This is a genomic window from Corynebacterium sp. 335C (genome assembly GCF_053525695.1).
This window is the reverse complement of record NZ_JASTTB010000003.1, coordinates 76,958-93,806: the sequence shown is the minus strand read 5'-3', so window position 1 is coordinate 93,806 and position 16,849 is coordinate 76,958. Positions and strand designations below refer to the sequence as shown.

At 73.7% G+C, this 16,849-nt stretch carries 13 protein-coding genes; 4 read left to right on the top strand and 9 right to left on the bottom strand.

What is annotated here, in order from left to right; all coding sequences use genetic code 11:
• The first annotated feature begins 256 nt into the window (after positions 1-256).
• Positions 257-898 carry a class I SAM-dependent methyltransferase gene (locus QQS41_RS10285; RefSeq protein ID WP_448852637.1) on the top strand — a complete coding sequence of 214 codons (642 nt, stop codon included), beginning with the start codon at positions 257-259 and terminating at the stop codon, positions 896-898.
• Positions 899-1,063: 165 nt separating this feature from the next.
• Here QQS41_RS10285 and QQS41_RS10280 read toward each other — a convergent pair whose 3' ends face one another.
• Both QQS41_RS10280 and betT read right to left on the bottom strand, forming a co-directional pair.
• The gene (locus QQS41_RS10280) at positions 1,064-2,620 is read right to left on the bottom strand and encodes an aldehyde dehydrogenase family protein (protein WP_448852636.1); all 1,557 of its coding nucleotides are present in this window, start codon (positions 2,618-2,620) and stop codon (positions 1,064-1,066) included.
• 4 nt (positions 2,621-2,624) lie between these two features.
• A complete protein-coding gene (betT, locus tag QQS41_RS10275) occupies positions 2,625-4,781 on the bottom strand; it encodes a choline BCCT transporter BetT (RefSeq protein WP_448852635.1) in 2,157 nt (718 codons plus the stop codon).
• A gap of 405 nt (positions 4,782-5,186) precedes the next feature.
• Between betT and betA the strand changes: the two genes are divergently transcribed.
• Both betA and QQS41_RS10265 read left to right on the top strand, forming a co-directional pair.
• A complete protein-coding gene (gene betA, locus QQS41_RS10270; protein WP_448852634.1) occupies positions 5,187-6,932 on the top strand; it encodes a choline dehydrogenase in 1,746 nt (581 codons plus the stop codon).
• 80 nt (positions 6,933-7,012) lie between these two features.
• Positions 7,013-8,794, top strand: coding sequence for a choline/carnitine O-acyltransferase (locus QQS41_RS10265; RefSeq protein ID WP_448852633.1), 1,782 nt, complete (start codon positions 7,013-7,015; stop codon positions 8,792-8,794).
• 112 nt (positions 8,795-8,906) lie between these two features.
• Here QQS41_RS10265 and QQS41_RS10260 read toward each other — a convergent pair whose 3' ends face one another.
• Both QQS41_RS10260 and QQS41_RS10255 read right to left on the bottom strand, forming a co-directional pair.
• Entirely contained in the window at positions 8,907-9,317 is a 411-nt protein-coding gene (locus tag QQS41_RS10260) for a carboxymuconolactone decarboxylase family protein (RefSeq protein ID WP_448852632.1), read from the bottom strand.
• A 442-nt stretch (positions 9,318-9,759) separates the two neighbouring features.
• A complete protein-coding gene (locus tag QQS41_RS10255) occupies positions 9,760-10,971 on the bottom strand; it encodes a globin domain-containing protein (protein ID WP_448852631.1) in 1,212 nt (403 codons plus the stop codon).
• Positions 10,972-11,125: 154 nt separating this feature from the next.
• On the opposite strand from QQS41_RS10255, the gene QQS41_RS10250 reads away from it, so the two are divergent.
• A complete protein-coding gene (locus tag QQS41_RS10250) occupies positions 11,126-12,001 on the top strand; it encodes a class I SAM-dependent methyltransferase (protein ID WP_448852630.1) in 876 nt (291 codons plus the stop codon).
• Here the strand turns inward: QQS41_RS10250 and QQS41_RS10245 are convergent.
• The 5 genes from QQS41_RS10245 to QQS41_RS10225 form a co-directional block, all read right to left on the bottom strand.
• Complete coding sequence (locus tag QQS41_RS10245; protein WP_448852629.1) at positions 11,998-12,435, bottom strand: Rrf2 family transcriptional regulator; 438 nt, start codon at positions 12,433-12,435, stop codon at positions 11,998-12,000. The genes QQS41_RS10250 and QQS41_RS10245 overlap by 4 nt on opposite strands.
• Before the next feature lie 182 nt (positions 12,436-12,617).
• Positions 12,618-14,459: a phosphoenolpyruvate carboxykinase (GTP) gene (locus tag QQS41_RS10240; RefSeq protein ID WP_448852628.1), complete on the bottom strand. Its 1,842-nt coding sequence runs from the start codon at positions 14,457-14,459 to the stop codon at positions 12,618-12,620.
• A 139-nt stretch (positions 14,460-14,598) separates the two neighbouring features.
• Positions 14,599-15,057, bottom strand: a complete 459-nt coding sequence (locus tag QQS41_RS10235) for a DUF6802 family protein (RefSeq protein ID WP_448852627.1) — start codon at positions 15,055-15,057, stop codon at positions 14,599-14,601.
• A complete protein-coding gene (locus QQS41_RS10230) occupies positions 15,054-15,992 on the bottom strand; it encodes a hypothetical protein (RefSeq protein WP_448852626.1) in 939 nt (312 codons plus the stop codon). Before QQS41_RS10230 ends, QQS41_RS10235 begins: the two co-directional genes overlap by 4 nt.
• On the bottom strand, positions 15,989-16,495 hold the full coding sequence (locus tag QQS41_RS10225) for a hypothetical protein (protein WP_448852625.1): 507 nt from the start codon (positions 16,493-16,495) through the stop codon (positions 15,989-15,991). Before QQS41_RS10225 ends, QQS41_RS10230 begins: the two co-directional genes overlap by 4 nt.
• Positions 16,496-16,849: the final 354 nt, after the last annotated feature.

Genomic DNA, 16,849 nt, shown 5'->3' with positions numbered 1-16,849 from the left:
GCAGGGCGCGGGCCTTCCTTCGCGCGCCCGCCGCGCCTTCCGCGCAGACGGACCGGTTTCGGCGGACGGGACCCTGGTAAACCGGGGTCCCGTCCGCCGGAACCGGTCCGTTTTTCGTGCGCGGGCCGCGGGGCCCGGGTCCGCGCGGGCGGGGCGCGCGTGCGGCGACCGCGCGGTGACGGTATTCCGCGTGCGGGGGTGCACCTGGGCGGCGGCGGGCGCCGTCGTCACGCATCACGCGTATACCCTCCAGGGCATGGATTCGACCTTCTGGGACGACCGCTTCGCGTCCTCGCCCGCGCGCTACGGCGACGCGAACGCGCTGCTCGTCGAGCACCTGACCCCGTTCGCCCGCGACGACGCCGGTGCCCCGCCCCGCACCGCCTACGACGTCGGCGCCGGCCAGGGCCGCAACGCCGCGTGGCTCGCGGAGCACGGGTGGGACGTCACCGCCGTCGACTTCTCCGCGACCGGCCTGCGGCAGACCCGCGAACTCCTCGAATCGCGCGGCCTGCGCGCGTCGTACGTGCAGGCGGACGTCCGGCGGTGGCGGCCGGGTGCGCCCGCCGACCTCGTCGTCGCCGCCTACCTGCACCTCCCCGACGCCGACCGCGCCCGCTTCTGGCGCACCCTCGCCGCGGCGGTCGCACCCGGCGGGCTGCTGTTCGTCGTCGGCCACTGCGCCACGGAGCCGGAGCCGCGCCACGGCCCGGGGCAGGAGGTGCGGTTCACGTCGGCGGAGATCGCCGCCGCACTTGTCGACGGGACCTCCGGCAGCCCGGGCGCGCCCGGCGGGGACGGGGCCGCCGACGGCGCGTGGGAGATCCTCGCGCGCGGGCCGGTCGAGCGCGACGGGGCGATCGACGCGCTGCTCGTCGCCAGGCGCCTCGACGGCTGACGGCGGGACACCCACCTCCCCGAACAGGGTCCCGACCGCCGAAAACCGTCCGTCTTCACGAAGGACGGGAAGGCCCGTCCGCCCCGGCGTCCGAAACGCCAGCGCGGACCGGGGGACCGGGGCCGGCCGAGGCGCCCGTCCCCGGCCGCAGCCCCGCCCTATCCGCTACTCGCCGCGGCGGTCCTCGAACCAGCCGGTGACGGCCGGGGCGGTGTTGCGGTAGACGAGCTTCTGCTCCGTGTACTCCTCCATGCCGGCGAGGCCGAGCTCGCGGCCGACGCCGGAGGCCTTCATGCCGCCCCACTCGGCCTGCGGCAAGTACGGGCCGAAGTCGTTGATCCAGATGGTGCCGTGGCGCAGGGCGGCGGCGACGCGCTCGCCGCGGCCGGCGTCGGTGGTCCACACGGCGCCGGCGAGGCCGTAGATGGTGTCGTTGCCGATCTCGATGGCCTCCTCCTCCGTCGTGAAGGTCTCGACGGTGACGGTCGGGCCGAACGCCTCGTCGTGGACGCAGTCCATCTCGCGGGTGCAGCGGTCGATGACGGTCGGCTCGTAGTACCAGCCGGAGGCGAGGTCGAGGGAGCCGTCGGCGGACGGGCCCTCGGCGAAGCGGCCGCCGCAGCGGACGCGGGCGCCCTGCTCGCGGGCGCGCTCGACGTAGGCGTGGACCTTGTCGCGGTGCGCCTCGGAGATGAGGGCGCCGGTCTCCGCCTCCTGGTCCAGCGGGCCGCCGAGGCGGATGTGCCCGGCGCGCTCGACGAGGGCGTCGACGAAGCGCTCGGCGATGGACTCCTCCACCACCAGGCGGGCGCCGGCGGAGCACACCTGGCCGGAGTGCAGGAACGCGGCGTTGAGGGCGTTGTCGACGGCGGCCTCGAAGTCGGCGTCGGCGAAGATGATGTTCGGGTTCTTGCCGCCCAGCTCGAGGGCGATCTTCTTCACCGTCGCCGCGGCCTCGGCGGCGATGTGGCGGCCGGTGACCAGGCCGCCGGTGAAGGACACCATGTCGACGCGCGGGTCGGAGGACAGCGGCGCGCCGGCCTCGGCGCCGGCGCCGGTGACGAGGTTGCCGGCACCCTTCGGCAGGCCCGCCTCCTCGAGGACCTGCATGAGCAGGATGGCGGTGTGCGGGGTCAGCTCCGCGGGCTTCAGCACGAAGGTGTTGCCGGCGGCGATGCAGGGGGCGACCTTCCAGGCGACCTGCAGCAGCGGGTAGTTCCACGGGGTGATGAGGCCGCAGACGCCGACGGGCTCGCGGACGACGCGGGCGACGACGGTCGGGTCGCCGGCGTCGATGACGCGGCCGGCGTCGTGGCCGGCGAGGGTGCCGAAGTAGCGGAAGCAGCCGATGATGTCGTCCATGTCGACCTCGGACTCCGGGACGCGCTTGCCGGTGTCCGTGGACTCGGCGCGGGCGAACTCGTCCTTGCGGGCCTCGATGCCGTCGGCGACGCGGCGCAGCAGCTCGCCGCGGTCCCACGCGGTGACGCCGTCCCAGCAGCCGCCGTCGAAGGCGGCGCGGGCGGCGGCGATGGCGCGCTCCGCGTCGGAGCGGCCGCCCTCGGCGACCTCGGCGACGACCTCGCCGGTGCCCGGGCAGGTGATGGTCCGGGTCTCGCCGGAGTCGGCGGGGCCCCACTCGCCGTCGACGTAGATGGTGCGGCCCCCGTGGTCGACGGGGTTCAGCGGGGCGTTCTGGCCGGACGTGGTGGCGTCGGTCATGTGGTCAGTCCTCCTTGGTGTAGTCGCCGGACCATTCGCGGACCGGATCTGCGTTGTCGGAGACGTCGGACGCACCCGGCAGGTCGCGCTGCAGGTGCAGGAACTCCATGTGGCCCTCGTAGAGGTCGAGGACGTTCTCGATGATCTGGGCCTCGGTGTAGCCGTGGACGTCGTAGCCGAGGGAGCCGGTGAGGGTGAACACCTCGAGCCGGTAGTACTCGCGGTCGCCGTCGTGGTCCAGGTGGACGCGGCCGGCGAACGATGGCACGGGGTGGGCGGTCGGGTAGACCTGGTAGCGGAAGTCGCGCTCGTCGTCGAACTTCACGTGCAGGTCGAGCTGATCGATGCCCGTGTCCTCCACGGGACCACGGTACAGATCCACGTCGGCGCCGCGCCCGCGCAGCTCCTCGGCGACCTGCTCCAGGGCGGGGGCCACGACGGCGTCGACGTGGCGGGCGACCTGGCGGGCGGAGGGGAAGGACATGGAGCGGGCGAGGCGGCGCCGCCAGTCGGTGGAGGACGGCCCGCCGGAGGCGCGGCCGGACATGGCGCCGTACATGGCCAGGGTGCGGGAGCGGGTGCGGTAGTGCTCGAGCCGCAGGCTGGTGAACAGGCTGTACATGATCATGTAGATGACGAAGGCGAACGGCAGGCCCATGACGATCGTCGCGGCCTGCAGCGTCGGCACGCCGCCGACGAAGAGCATGGCGACGGTGAGGACGCCGACGGCGACGGCCCAGAAGATGCGGGACAGCGCCTTGCCGTCCTGCTGCGAGTCGGTGATCTTCGACGTGAAGTTCGCCATGACCAGCGCCGCGGAGTCGGCGGAGGTGATGTACAGCAGCAGGCCGATGAGCGACGCGATCACCATGACGACGACCGGCCACGGGTACTCGCCGAGCAGCAGGTAGAACGCGCGCTCCGGGTGATCGACGGCGAGCTGCCCGAACTCGTCGTCGCCGCCGAGGACGATCGACAGCGCGGAATTGCCGAAGATGGACACCCACATGAGGATGAACAGGAACGGGATGGTCAGGGTGCCGGCGATGAACTGGCGCAGGGTGCGGCCGCGGGAGATGCGGGCGAGGAACAGGCCGACGAACGGCGCCCACGCCACCCACCAGGCCCAGAAGAACAGGGTCCAGGCGTTCAGCCACTCCTGCGCGCCGGAGAAGGCGTAGGTGTCCATGGTCATGGACGGGAAGGACGAGACGTACTCGCCGACGTTCATGACCAGGGCGTCGAACAGGAACGACGTCTTGCCGGTGATGAGGATGTAGAGGGCCAGCGCGATGGCGAGGCCGACGTTGATCTCCGACAGGCGGCGGATGCCCTTGTCGACGCCGGAGACCGCGGAGAACGCGGCGACGACGACGGCGAGGACGACGAGCGCGATCTGCGCGGAGACGCCCTCCTCCACGCCGAACAGGACCTTGAGGCCGTAGTTCAGCTGGACGACGCCGATGCCGAGCGACGTGGCGACGCCGAAGACGGTGCCGAGCATCGCGGCGACGTCGACGGCGTCGCCGACGGGGCCGTGGATGCGCTTGCCGAAGATCGGGTACAGCGCGGAGCGGATGGCCAGCGGCATGTTCTGGCGGTAGGCGAAGTAGCCGAACGCCATGCCCATGAGCGCGTACATCGCCCAGCCGGTGACGCCGTAGTGGAACAGGGTGTAGACGACGGCCTGGCGGGCCGCCTCGACGGTCTCGGCGTCGCCGGACGGGGGCCCGTAGTACTGGGCGACCGGCTCGGCGACGGAGAAGAACATGAGGTCGACGCCGATGCCGGCGGCGAACAGCATGGACGCCCAGGAGAACAGGCGGAACTGCGGCTTCGCGTGATCGGGGCCGAGCTTGATGGTGCCGGCCTTCGACAGGGCGATGCCGATCATGAACACCACCACGATGGTGGCGGTGAGGATGTAGAACCAGCCCATGTTCTTCGACACGGTGGCGACGATGTTGGCCAGCGTGTCGGCCGCGTGCTCGGGGGCGAGGATCGCCCACAGCGCGATGGCGATGATGCCGAGGCCGGAGATGAGGAACACCGGCCAGTTGACCTTCGGGGGTTCGACGTGGCGCGACCGGGACGCGTCGTCGTCGACGGGTACGGCGGGGGCGTGTGACGAATCTCGCCCGGGCGGATTTCCTTCGACCATGGGGACTCCCTCTGGGGTGTCGGGGTTCTCTCTATAACGTGCGCGAAAAAGTGTATAGGGTTTACCGGTTGTTTCCGATCGGCCGCTTGTCACCGGACGGGGCCCACCTACACCACCAGGGGAAACGATGGCGGCGATGCCCCCGCGGGGGAATGGCCGGTACGTCCGCCGGCGGCTCCGGGGGAGCCGCCGCGGACGCCCTTCATTTTGAAAACGAACCATCGCCGCAGTTCGCGCGGGGAAGCGCCGGGTCGCCGCGGTGCGTTGCGACGGGGTGGACCGGGGGCATCGGCCTGTGGGAAACTGAACGGGAATCACCCGCCCGGCCGGGCGGGGCCGGCCCCGGGTCCGCGACGACGCCGTCGCGGGCGACCGGGGCCGAGACGTGAGAACACAGGAGGAACCATGGCTGCATTTCCCCTCGCCGGCTTCCGCAGGAGGCGCCGGCCCGCGACCGTCGAGCACCGCGACGTCGTGATCGTCGGCGCGGGCTCCGCCGGCTCCGTGCTGGCGAACCGCCTGTCCGACGACTTCACCACCGACGTACTGGTCCTCGAGGCCGGCCGCATGGACTCGCTGTGGGACCTGTACATCCACATGCCCTCGGCGTTCTCCTTCCCCATCGGCAACCGCTTCTACGACTGGGGCTACGAGTCGGAGCCGGAGCCGGAGATGCACGGCCGCCGCATCTACCACGCGCGCGGCAAGGTCGTCGGCGGCTCCTCCTCCGTCAACGGCCAGATCTTCCAGCGCGGCAACCCCATGGACTACGAGAAGTGGGGCAACCGCAAGGGCCTGGAGAACTGGGGCTGGGAGTCCTGCCTGCCCTACTTCAAGCGCATGGAGACCGCCCTCGGCTCCGACGACGATCCGCGCCGCGGCCACGACGGCCCGCTGCGCATGAAGCGCGGCCCGGCCGACTCCCCGCTGTTCGAGGCGTTCTTCAAGTCCATCGAGCAGGCCGGCTACCACTACACCCCGGACGTCAACGGCTACCGCCAGGAGGGCTTCGGCCCGTTCGACGCCAACATCGACAAGGGCACCCGCCTGTCGGCCGCCCGCGCCTACCTCCACCCGGTGCTCGACCGCCCGAACCTGGAGCTGCGCACCCGCGCCTACACCACCCGCGTCATCTTCGAGGGCACCAAGGCCGTCGGCGTCGAGTACCGCTGGAAGGGCCGCACCCACCAGGTGCGCACCGACAAGGTCATCCTCTGCGGCGGCGCGTTCAACTCCCCGCAGCTGCTGCAGCTGTCCGGCATCGGCGACGAGAAGCTGCTCAACGAGGTCGGGGTCAACGTCGTCAAGCACCTCCCGGGCGTCGGCGAGAACCTGCAGGACCACCTCGAGGTCTACGTCCAGTACAACTGCACCCAGCCGGTCAGCTCCCAGCGCTGGCTGGAGAAGTGGCGCTGGCCGTTCATCGGCCTGCGCTGGATCCTGACGAAGACCGGCCCGGTCGCCACGTCCCACTTCGAGGCCGGCGGCTTCGCCCGCTCCAACGACGACGAGGCCTACCCGAACCTCATGTTCCACTTCCTGCCGCTGGCCATGCGCTACGACGGCACGAAGCCGGACGGCGACGACGGCTTCCAGTTCCACGTCGGCCCGATGTACTCCGACACGAAGGGCCACGTGCGCATCACGTCGTCCGACCCGGCGAAGAAGCCCGAGATCGTGTTCAACTACCTCGCCACCGAGCAGGACCGCCGCGAGTGGGTGGAGGCCATCCGCACCTCCCGCAAGCTGCTGGACACCCCGGCGATGCGCGAGTACTGGGACCGCGAGACCTCCCCGGGCGAGGCCGTCCAGACCGACGAGGAGATCCTGGAGTGGGTCCGCAGCGACGCCGAGACGGCGCTGCACCCGTCCTGCACCTGCATGATGGGCCCCGCCGACGACGAGATGGCCGTCGTCGACCCGGAGACGATGCAGGTCCACGGCACCGAGGGCCTCTACGTCGTCGACGCGTCCGTCATGCCGGGCATCACGAACGGCAACATCTACGCCCCGACGATGATGATCGCGGAGAAGGCCGCCGACCTCATCGCCGGCCGCACCCCGCTGGCGCCGATCTCCCAGGAGGAGGTGCCGTTCTACCGCGCGAAGTCCGGCATGCCGCTGGATCCGCCGGAGGCCGCCGCGAAGTAGGGGCGCGACGACGGGGCGACGCGCCGCCGACCGGCGCGCCGCCCCCTCCCCCGCCGCGGCGGCGGCGCTAACCTGGAGGAATGACCGCCACCGCGACCACGGGCGCCCAGCCGGGCGCCGGCAAGCCCCTGCCCGTCCCCGAGCTCGCCGACACGGCCGACCGCGTCGTCCGCGCCGTGTCCGCCGTCGCCGACGACGCGACGACGCGGGCCACGCGCGCCGCGTTCGACGCCTTCATCGCGGAGGACGGCGAGGGCCCAGCGCTGCAGGAGCGCCTCCTCGACTTCGCCGCCGAGCGCGCCGCGAACGGCTCGAGCTGGCTGGCGGGCCGGTGGCTGCAGGACTACCTGACCGTCCGCACGCCGCTGCCGCTGACGACGAACGTCGGCTTCCGGTTCCGCCTCGATACCGCCGGGGAGGGCGTCGACCGGGTGGCGGAGGCGCTGCACCGCATCGCCTCGCTGCACCTGCTGCAGGCCGGCGGCCTGATGCCGACGGAGGTCGACGCCCGCGGCAACCTCACCGACCCGGGCCAGTGGGAGTGCCTCGCCGGCGGCGTCCGCGTCCCCGCGGAGGGCGGCGACATGGTGCTGCGCGACGTGTCGGGGTCGGCGAACCGCGAGGTCGGCGTCTCCCGGAACGGCCGCGTGTGGGCGGTGCGCGTGTCGGACGACCGGGGCCATCCGCTTCCGGTCGATGCGCTGCGGGGTGCCGTCGCAAAGCTCCTGGAGCTCGCCGGCGCGGACGGCGACGCGGACGCGGTGCCCTTCCTCGCGCCGTCCCACCTGGGCTCGAGCGAGCTGGCGCCGCTGCTGGACCGCATGCTGGAGGACCCGGCGAACGCGGCGGCGCACGAGCGGCTCGCCGACTTCCTGTGCATGGTGAACCTCGTCGACCAGGGCGACGCGGACGAGGCGGAGCTGCTGCGCCGCTGCGCGTTCGACGCCGGCCACGCCTGGGCGTACAAGCCGGTGACGTACGAGCTGGCGGTCGACGGCGGGTGGTCGTGCCTGCACGTCGAGCATTCGACGGTCGACGGCGCCACGCTGGTCACCGCGATCCGCCGGCTGCAGGGCACGACGGTGATGTCCGGCGCGGCCGACGCCCCGGAGCCGGAGGAGCTGCGCTGGGCCCCCGACGCGGAGACCGCCGGCGAGCTGCGCGAGCGCATCGCCGCCTACGACGGCGCGGCCGGCCGGCTGCGCGTCCGCATCCTCGACGTCCCCCGCGTGCCCGCCGACGAGCTGCCGTTCAAGGTCAGCGCCGACGCGCTGGCCCAGTTCATCCTGTCCATCGCGCAGCAGCTGGCGTTCGGCCGGGTGCGCGCGGTGTACGAGGCCGTCGACATGCGCGAATACCGCGCCGGCCGCACCGAGTGCCTGCGCGCGGTGACGCCGGAGGCGGTGGCGCTCGCGCGTGCGCTCGCCGGTTCACGTGACGACGGGGCCTCCCCCGCCGATCTCCTCCGCGCGGCGCTCGACGCCCACCGCGGCTGGGTGAAGGCGTGCAAGGCCGGCGCCGGCTTCGACCGCCACCTGTGGGCGCTGCGGTTCACGGCGGAGGAGGCCGTCGCCCGCGGCCGCCTCGACGCCATCCCGGCGCTGTTCGACGACCCGGGCATCGCCGCGGCGCGCACTGGCTTCCTGTCGACGACGTCCATCGGCTCCGACGCCCAGATCGTCCGCTACGCCTTCGCGCCGACGGTCGAGGGCGGCTTCGGCGTGAACTACACGCCGCACGCCGATCACGTGGAGTACTGCATCATCCACGACGAGGCGGCGGAGGGCGCCGACGCGTTCCTCGCGGCGCTGCCCGACGCGGCGGAGCTGCTGCGCGGCCTGCTGCTCGAGATGGCGGGCTGAGGCGCGCCCGCGTCGTCGCGTGACGACGGACACCGCCCGGCGGCCGCGCCCACGCGAACCGCGGGCGGACGGCCGCGGGCGGGCGGCCGCGGCGGGCGTCCGTCGGTGAGAGCTACTCGCCGCGCTCGCCGAGCTCCTCGACCAGGACCTCCTGGACGACCTTCATGGCGGACAGGGCGGCGGGGGCGCCGCAGTAGCCGGCGGTCTGGATGACGGCCTCGACGATCTCCTCGCGGGTGAGGCCGTTGCGCAGGCCGCCGCGGACGTGGCCGCGGAGCTCACCGGTGGCGCGCAGCGCTACGAGCATGCCGATGTTGAGGAGGCTGCGGTCGCGCTTGGCCAGTCCTTCGCGGGTCCAGACGGAGCCCCAGACGGTCTCGGTGATGTGGCGCTGCAGGTCCTCGCCGTCGGTGCCGGCGTTGCGGGACAGGGCGGCGTCGACGAAGTCGTCGCCCATGACGTCGCGGCGGACGCGGATGCCAGCGTCGTAGCGGCCGTCGGTGGACTCGTGGTTGTCGCTCATGGCGGCCATTATGCCCCCGCCGCGGGGAGACGGGGCGCCGGGGCGGGGCCGGGGCGGGGCTCCCCCACCGTGGACGGTGCGGTTTCGGCGGACGGGACCCCGTTAGAACGCCCGCGGCCACCCCACCCGCCGCCCCCTGGCGCCAGACGGAGCGGTTTCGGCGGATGGGACCCCGGTATATGTAGGTCCCGTTTGCCGGAACCGGTCCATCCGGGAAGGGGCGGGGCGACGACCCCGCAGGATGGAGGGCATTCGGCAGCCGGGACCCCGTTCGCGCACACCAGACCCGCGCCGGGGAACGACGCGGCCGCACGCGTCGTCCGCGCGCACCGGGCCCCGGCCCCGGAGACGACGACTCCGGCCCGTGCCGCGCGGGGCGGGACGGACCGGAGTGGGTCGCACGGGGAGGGCTGCCGCGGGAGCGCGGCCGCGCCGCCCGGGTCTAGCGGTCGAGCAGCCAGTCGTTGGGGCCGAACAGCTCGAAGTGCACGCGGTCGCGGTCGACGCCGGCCTCGGCGAGCTGGTCGCGGACGGCCTGGAGGAAGCCGTTGCCGCCGCACAGGTAGTAGTCGGCGTCGGCGGGCAGGTCGACGTCGGCGAGGTTCATCAGCTCGGGGGCGTACCAGGTGCGGGCGTCGGCGTCGGCGAGCTCGGCGACGGCGGCGTCGCGGTCGGCGCGCAGGGCGTCGCGGGCCTCGGAGTGGTCGGCGTGGAGGGCCAGGACGCGGCGGCGGGAGCCGGTGCGGGCGAGGTGGGCGAGCATGCCGAGCATCGGGGTCGCGCCGATGCCGGCGGAGATGAGCACCACCGGGGTGTCGGCGTCCTCGTCGAGGACGAGGTCGCCGGCGGGCAGGGAGATCTCGATGGCGTCGCCCTCGTGCGCCTGCTCCCACAGGGCGGTGGAGACCTCGCCGGCGGGGTCGTCGCCGACGGAGTCGACGCGGCGGATGGCGACGCTGAGCGGCTCGCCGGGCACGCCGGTCAGGGAGTACTGGCGCAGCTGGCGGGCACCGTCGGCCATGGTCCAGCGGACGGAGATGTACTGGCCGGGTCGGAACTCGGGGACCGTGCCGTCGTCGAGCGTGAACGTGAGGCGGAGGACGTCGTCGCCGAGCTCCTCGCGGCGGGCGATGCGGGCGGCGCGGAAGACGTCGCCGGCGGCGACGCCGCGCTCGGAGTAGAGGCCGTTCTCGAAGTCGACGAGGACGCGCTGCATCTCCAGGTAGACGGCGTCCCAGGCGGCGCGGACGTCGCCCTGGAAGACGTCGGGGGTGAGGACCTCCTCGATGGCGTCGAACAGGTGCTTGTGGACGATCGGGTACTGGTCCTCGCGGATGCCGACGGAGACGTGCTTGTGGCCGATGCGGGCGAGGAGCTCCTCGGGGGCGGGGGCCTCGGGGTCGACGAGCATCGTCGCGAAGGTGGCGACGGAGGCGGCGAGGGCGCGCTGCTGGGCGCCCTGCTTCTGGTTGCCGCGGTTGAACGTGTCGGCGATGAGCTCCGGGTGGGCGGCGAACATGCGGCGGTAGAAGTTCGGGGTGATGTCGCCGATGGCGGCGCCGACGGCGGGGAGGGTGGCGCGGACGATCTCCGCGTGCTCCGGGGACAGGGCGCTCTTCTTGACGGTGATGGGGGCGTTGATGGTGGCGGTCATGGCTGGAACCTCCTCGGGTGGATGGCCGCGTCGTTCTGACGATGTCCGGGAGCGTAGCACTAAAGGCGCATTGGCGCTGCGCATTAAAGGCGCCTGAGAAGTCGCGGTCCACCCCCGTCCGCGCATCTGCGCAGGTAGGTTCCCTGTTCGATGCGTGACGACGTCCCCCCCGCCCCCTTCCGTTCCCGACGCCGCCGGGAGCCCGCCGCGAGATGGCGGCGGCGCCGCCGGCGCCCCCGCGAATGAGCCGCGGGCCGGCGGCGGGTCCCCCGCGGACGCGGATCGGCTGCGGACCGACGCGCCCGCATGCCCGGCTGCGGACCGACTGCAGGCGCGCCTCGACCGGTACTGGTCGGGCCGCGCGGACGCCTACCACCGCGGCCAGGCGGACACGCCCCGCGCGCCGCACGATCGGGCGGCGTGGGCGGCGGTCTTCGGCTCCGTCCTGCCGCCGCGACCTGCGCGGATCCTCGACGTCGGCACGGGCTCCGGGTTCCTCACCCACCTGCTGGCGGGCCCGGGCCACGACGTGACGGGCCTCGACTCCGCCGAGGGCATGCTGCGGCGGGCGCGCCTCGCCGGCGACGGACCCCGCTTCGTCCACGGCGACGCGCTCGCCCCGGCGGCGGCGCTCGGCGGGGACGGCGCCTCGGCCGGCGGCGGGACCGGCGAGGACGGCGTGACCGTCACCCCGCCCTTCGACGCCGTCGCATCCCGCTACGTCCTCTGGACGCTGCCGGACCCCGTCGGCGCGCTGCGCGCCTGGTCGCGGCTGGTGCGCCCCGGCGGCGTCATCGCCAGCGCCGACGGCGCCTGGTTCCCGGAGGGCATCCCCTCCGACCTCCGGATCGACTCGGCCGACGGGCCGGACGCCTTCATCTCCGCGTACGCGGGCACCGGCGGGGCATCCCCGTCTGATCGCCGTTCAGATAGTGCGCTTGAACGGCGTCCACTGCTGGTGGCGAACAAAAAACGGGCCCGGCACGTCGTCACGCGAACGACGCCGGGCCCCGTGCGGAGCCTGCGCTAGAGCGGCGAGCGCACCCCGATGCTCGTGCCGAGCGCCACGGGTTTGCGCTCGACGAGCGACCCGATGCGCACTCCGTCGAGGTGGCGGAAGAACGCCTCCTGCGCCCGGGCGAGCTCGCCGCGGAGGCCGCAGGCGGGCAGCATCGGGCAGTCGAGGTGCATGCAGTCGACGACCTCGCCGGCCTCCAGGTCGCGGAGGATGCGGCCGACGGTCATGTCGCGGGCGCCGTCGGCGAGGTAGATGCCGCCCCCGCGGCCCTTCACGGACGTCACGGCGCCCATGTCGGCGAGGCGGGTGACGATCTTGGAGACGTGGGCGCGGGAGGCGTGCAGCTCGTCGGCGACGCCGGCGGCGGTGAAGCGGGTCCCGTCGTCCTCGACGGCCATGCGCATGATCATGCGCAGCGCCAGGTCCGAGAACATCGTCAACTGCACGGCGGGCACCTCCTCCTGCCCTCCATCCTAAACCCGCACGCGACACGCCGATTACGCGGCCACCCCGGTCGGGGCGGTCGCCGGCGGGGTTCGGGGCCGGTCGGCGAAGGGCCCCGGAGACGCGGGAACGCCCACCCCCGTGACCGTGGTCGCGGGGACGGGCGTCCGTGCGGGAATCGCCTTTACTTGTTCGCGGCGATCTTGTCCTCGACGCGCTTCTTCAGCGCCTCGAACTCGTCCCAGATCTCCTGCGGGACGCGGTCGCCGAGGGACTTCAGCCACGCCTCGTTGTCGGCGAGGTCGCCCTGCCACTTGGCGGCCGGGGCGCGCAGCGCCTCCTTGACGTCCTCGATCGGGGTATCCAGGCCGGTGAGGTCCAGGTCCTCCGCGTTGGCGGTGTGGCCGACGACGGTCTCGCGGGCGTCGACGCGGCCCTCGATGCGGTCGACGATCCACTTCAGGACGCGGGAGTTGTCGCCGAAGCCCGGCCACAGGAAGCGGCCGTCGTCGCCGCGGCGGAACCAGTTGACCAGGAAGACCGGCGGCATCTTGTCGCCGCCCTTGACGCCCATGTCGATCCAGTGCTGCAGGTAGTCGCCGACGTTGTAGCCGATGAACGGCAGCATGGCCATCGGGTCGTGGCGCAGGGAGCCGACCTTGGCCTCCGCGGACGCGGCGGTCTGGCCGGAGGCCAGGGTCGCGCCGATGAAGGTGGCGTGCTGCCAGTTGAAGGACTGGGTCACCAGCGGCACGGTGTCGGGGCGGCGGCCGCCGAACAGGATCGCGTCGACCTTGACGCCCTTCGGATCGTCGTACTCCGGCGCGGCGACCGGGCACTGGGCGATCGGGGTGCAGTAGCGGGAGTTCGGGTGGCTGGACGGCTCATCCGAATCCGGGGTCCACTCGTGGCCCTTCCAGTCAATGGCGTGGTCCGGCTTGTTCTCCATGCCCTCCCACCAGACGTCGCCGTCATCGGTGAGCGCGACGTTGGTGAACAGGGTGTTGCCCGGCTCCATGGTCTTCATGGCGTTCGGGTTGGAGTCGTAGTTGGTGCCCGGGGCGACGCCGAAGAAGCCGTTCTCCGGGTTGACGGCGTAGAGGTGGCCGTCCTCGCCGAACTTCAGCCAGGCGATGTCGTCGCCGACGACCTCGGCCTTCCAGCCCTCGATGGTCGGGGTGAGCATCGCCAGGTTGGTCTTGCCGCAGGCCGACGGGAAGGCGGCGCACACGTGGTAGTTCTTGCCCTCCGGGGAGGTCAGCTTCAGGATGAGCATGTGCTCGGCCATCCAGCCCTCCTCCTTCGCCATGACGGAGGCGATGCGCAGGGCGTAGCACTTCTTGGCCAGGATGGCGTTGCCGCCGTAGCCGGAGCCGTAGGACCAGATCTCCTTGGTGTCGGGGAACTGGGTGATGTACTTCTCGTCGTTGCACGGCCACTCGACGTCCTCCTCGCCCTTGGCGAGCGGGGCGCCGACGGAGTGGAGCGCGTGCACGAAGTCGCCCTCGGGGCCGATCTTGTCCAGCGCGTCCTGGCCCATGCGGGTCATGATGCGCATGGACAGCACCACGTACGGGGAGTCGGTGAGCTGGACGCCCAGCTTCGGCTCCGGGTCGGTGATCGGGCCCATGCAGAACGGCACCACGTACATGGTGCGGCCCTTCATGGAGCCGCGGTAGTGCTCGGTCATCTCGGCCTTCATCTTGGCCGGGTCGAACCAGTTGTTCGTCGGGCCGGCGTCCTCCTCCTTCTCGGAGCAGATGAAGGTGCGCGACTCGACGCGGGCGACGTCGGCCGGGTTGGAGCGGGCCAGGAAGGAGTTCGGGCGCTTCTCCTCGTTGAGCTTGATCAGCGTGCCCTTCTCCACGAGCTCCTCCGTGAGGCGGTTCCACTCCTCGTCGGAACCGTCGCAGAACACCACCTTGTCCGGGGTGGTGAGCTCGACGACCTCGGCGATCCAGCGGAGCAGCTCGGCGTTCTCGGTCGGGGCCTGGCCCTCCAGGCCCGGGATGGTGGTTGCGGACATCAGTTCTCCTGACTTGTCGATTCCCGTCTCGGGTTCAAGGCTACCGACGCCCGCCCGTTTCCGCCGCCCCCTCGCATGCAACTTTGTGCACGACCACGGCGTTTCCCGCCCGAACTGCGCGGGTCGTCTCCCCCGCTGGTCACCCCCATGTTCCGGACTCCCGAAGTTCCCAGTCCGCCGCACCCCAGGAACCGGCCGCCCGCCCGGCCCCTCCCCCGTCCGTGGGGGCGTCCGAGGTGTCCCACGATTCCCACGTCCCGTCGAACCGCACGGTGACGATCTCGTCGACCGTCCCGTCGCCGTCGGTGTCCGTGTAAATCGTCAGCCCGTCGTCGTCCGCCAGCGTCACCGAGTCGGCCACCCCCGGCTCCGCGTCGACCGGCCCGAGGTCCAGCACCGCGTCGCCGAGGCGGACGAGCATGCCGCCGCCGGAGCCCGCGCCGATGCCGCCCGCGCCGGCCCCGAAGCCGTCCGCGCCGCCCGGCGCGGCGCCCGCCCCCGGCTCCGGGTGCGCGCCACCGTCGGCGCCGGCCGGGCCCGAGGTGTCGCCCGGCCCACCGGGCCAGTCGCCCGCCAGCGCGTCGAAGATGTCCGTCATCGCCTCTCCCCCTCCAGTTCCGCCGCCAGGTGCCGGGCCCGCCAGCCCGCCGGCGCGGGCGGCGGCTCCAGCCCGGCCAGATCCCGCTCCCACGCCCGGCGCAGGCGCACCAGGTGCGCGCCGATCCAGCTGGAGCGCCCGGCGTCGCCGCGGGCGCGCAGCCGCGCGGCGACGACGATGCCCGCCGTCACCAGCCCCGCCACCGCCGCGGCCACGGCGACCGCGGCGTCCGGCAGCCCGACCGCAGCCAGCGGCTCCGCCAGCATCCGGCCCGCGCCCAGTCCGGCGCCGAGCGCCAGCAGCGCCAGGGCGGCGTCGGCGGCCGCGGCCCGGCGCGGCGGGTCCGCCGCCGGCGGGCAGGCGGGCGGGTCCGTCCCGAGGGCGTCGGCCACCCGCAGCGCCGCCCGGCGCGACGCGGCGTCCAGGTCAGCGGCGTCGCGGATGCGGCGGGCGGCGTCCGCGTCGGGGGCGACGCCGTCCAGCGCGTCGGCGACGGCGGCGGGCACGGCGGCCCGCCACTCCCGCTCCGCCGCGCGCAGGCGGGCGGCGCGTCCGGTGCGCTCCGCCTCCAGGGCCCGGCGCAGGCCCTCCCGCCGCAGCCGCCCCGGCGTCGGGTCGACGGGGTCCGGCGGGGCGGCGGCCATGAGCTCCAGTTCCCGGGCCAGCGCGGCGTCCGGCCGGGCGACGGGCACGGGGGCCGGAACGGCGGCGCGCCACCGGCCGGCCGGATCGTCGCCCGCCAGGACCACGGCGCAGCGGCCGGTGGCGCCGCTGACCGCCCGGATGAGCTCCAGATCGGCGGGCGCGGGCTCCAGCGCCGCGTCGACGGCCACGAGGACGACGGGATGGCGGCCCTCCGTCGTCTCCACTCCCGCCGCCCGCAGCGCGGTGAGGTCGGCCCACCCCGCCGCGGGCCCGGTCAGGGTCACGGTCACGCCCACAGCAGCGCCTCCAGGCCGTCGCGGGAATCGGGGCACGCCGCCGCGGCCTCCGCCAGCCCGGCGCGCAGCCGGGTGCGGCGGGCGGCGGCCACGCGGGCCCCGTCGTCAAGCACCTCCGCGACCGCGGCGGCGACGCCCGGGGCGTCCGCGCCCGGCCGGGCCACCGCCTCCCCCGGCCGCGGCGGGCGGGCGGGGTCGCGGTCCAGGACGACCGCGGCGTCGGCGTGGCGCGCGGCGACCGTCCCCTCCTCCGCATGCACCCGCCAGCCGCGGGCGGCGGGCTCGGCGGCCAGCGCGGCGGCGAGATCCGCCGCACCCGACCCGGCGGGCCCGCGGACGACGACGCACGGCGCGCCCGTCGCGTCCTCCAGGGCCTCCGCCACCGCGGGTGCGGCGGGGTCGGCGGCCGGCGCCGCGGCGAGCCAGGCCACCGCCCGGTCCCGCAGCGCCGCGTCCGCGTCGATCGCGTCCGCGTCGGATGCCCCGTCGGCCAGCATGGGTTCCCCTCCCCGGGCGGCCCGGCGGCCGCCGTCGCGGGCCATCATCGCCGCCCGCGGGGCCCGGCGCGAGGGCCCTCCCGGGGTTGTCCACACCGGGGCGGGAAACGGAAGACGGCGGCCGCGGGGCGTCCACGATGCGGCGACGCGCCCACCCGGGGTTGGGGCGAGGCCACCCTCATCGGCCACAATGGACGCGATGACTACCGATAATCCTCATATTCCCGACGCCGCCGACGTTCCCGGCGGCACCGACGCGACCGCGGCCGACGCCGGCCACGCGACCGACGCCGCCACCACCGACGCCCCCGGCACCGCCGCCCACGACCACGAGGCGGAGTTCGGCAAGGGCGC

Bases quoted from the DNA above. Each gene is read 5' to 3' on its own strand.
- QQS41_RS10285 (WP_448852637.1), top strand. From the start codon at position 257: ATGGATTCGACCTTCTGGGACGACCGCTTCGCGTCCTCGCCCGCGCGC.
- QQS41_RS10280 (WP_448852636.1), bottom strand. From the start codon at position 2,620: ATGACCGACGCCACCACGTCCGGCCAGAACGCCCCGCTGAACCCCGTC.
- betT (WP_448852635.1), bottom strand. From the start codon at position 4,781: ATGGTCGAAGGAAATCCGCCCGGGCGAGATTCGTCACACGCCCCCGCC.
- betA (WP_448852634.1), top strand. From the start codon at position 5,187: ATGGCTGCATTTCCCCTCGCCGGCTTCCGCAGGAGGCGCCGGCCCGCG.
- QQS41_RS10265 (WP_448852633.1), top strand. From the start codon at position 7,013: ATGACCGCCACCGCGACCACGGGCGCCCAGCCGGGCGCCGGCAAGCCC.
- QQS41_RS10260 (WP_448852632.1), bottom strand. From the start codon at position 9,317: ATGAGCGACAACCACGAGTCCACCGACGGCCGCTACGACGCTGGCATC.
- QQS41_RS10255 (WP_448852631.1), bottom strand. From the start codon at position 10,971: ATGACCGCCACCATCAACGCCCCCATCACCGTCAAGAAGAGCGCCCTG.
- QQS41_RS10240 (WP_448852628.1), bottom strand. From the start codon at position 14,459: ATGTCCGCAACCACCATCCCGGGCCTGGAGGGCCAGGCCCCGACCGAG.
- QQS41_RS10235 (WP_448852627.1), bottom strand. From the start codon at position 15,057: ATGACGGACATCTTCGACGCGCTGGCGGGCGACTGGCCCGGTGGGCCG.
- QQS41_RS10225 (WP_448852625.1), bottom strand. From the start codon at position 16,495: ATGCTGGCCGACGGGGCATCCGACGCGGACGCGATCGACGCGGACGCG.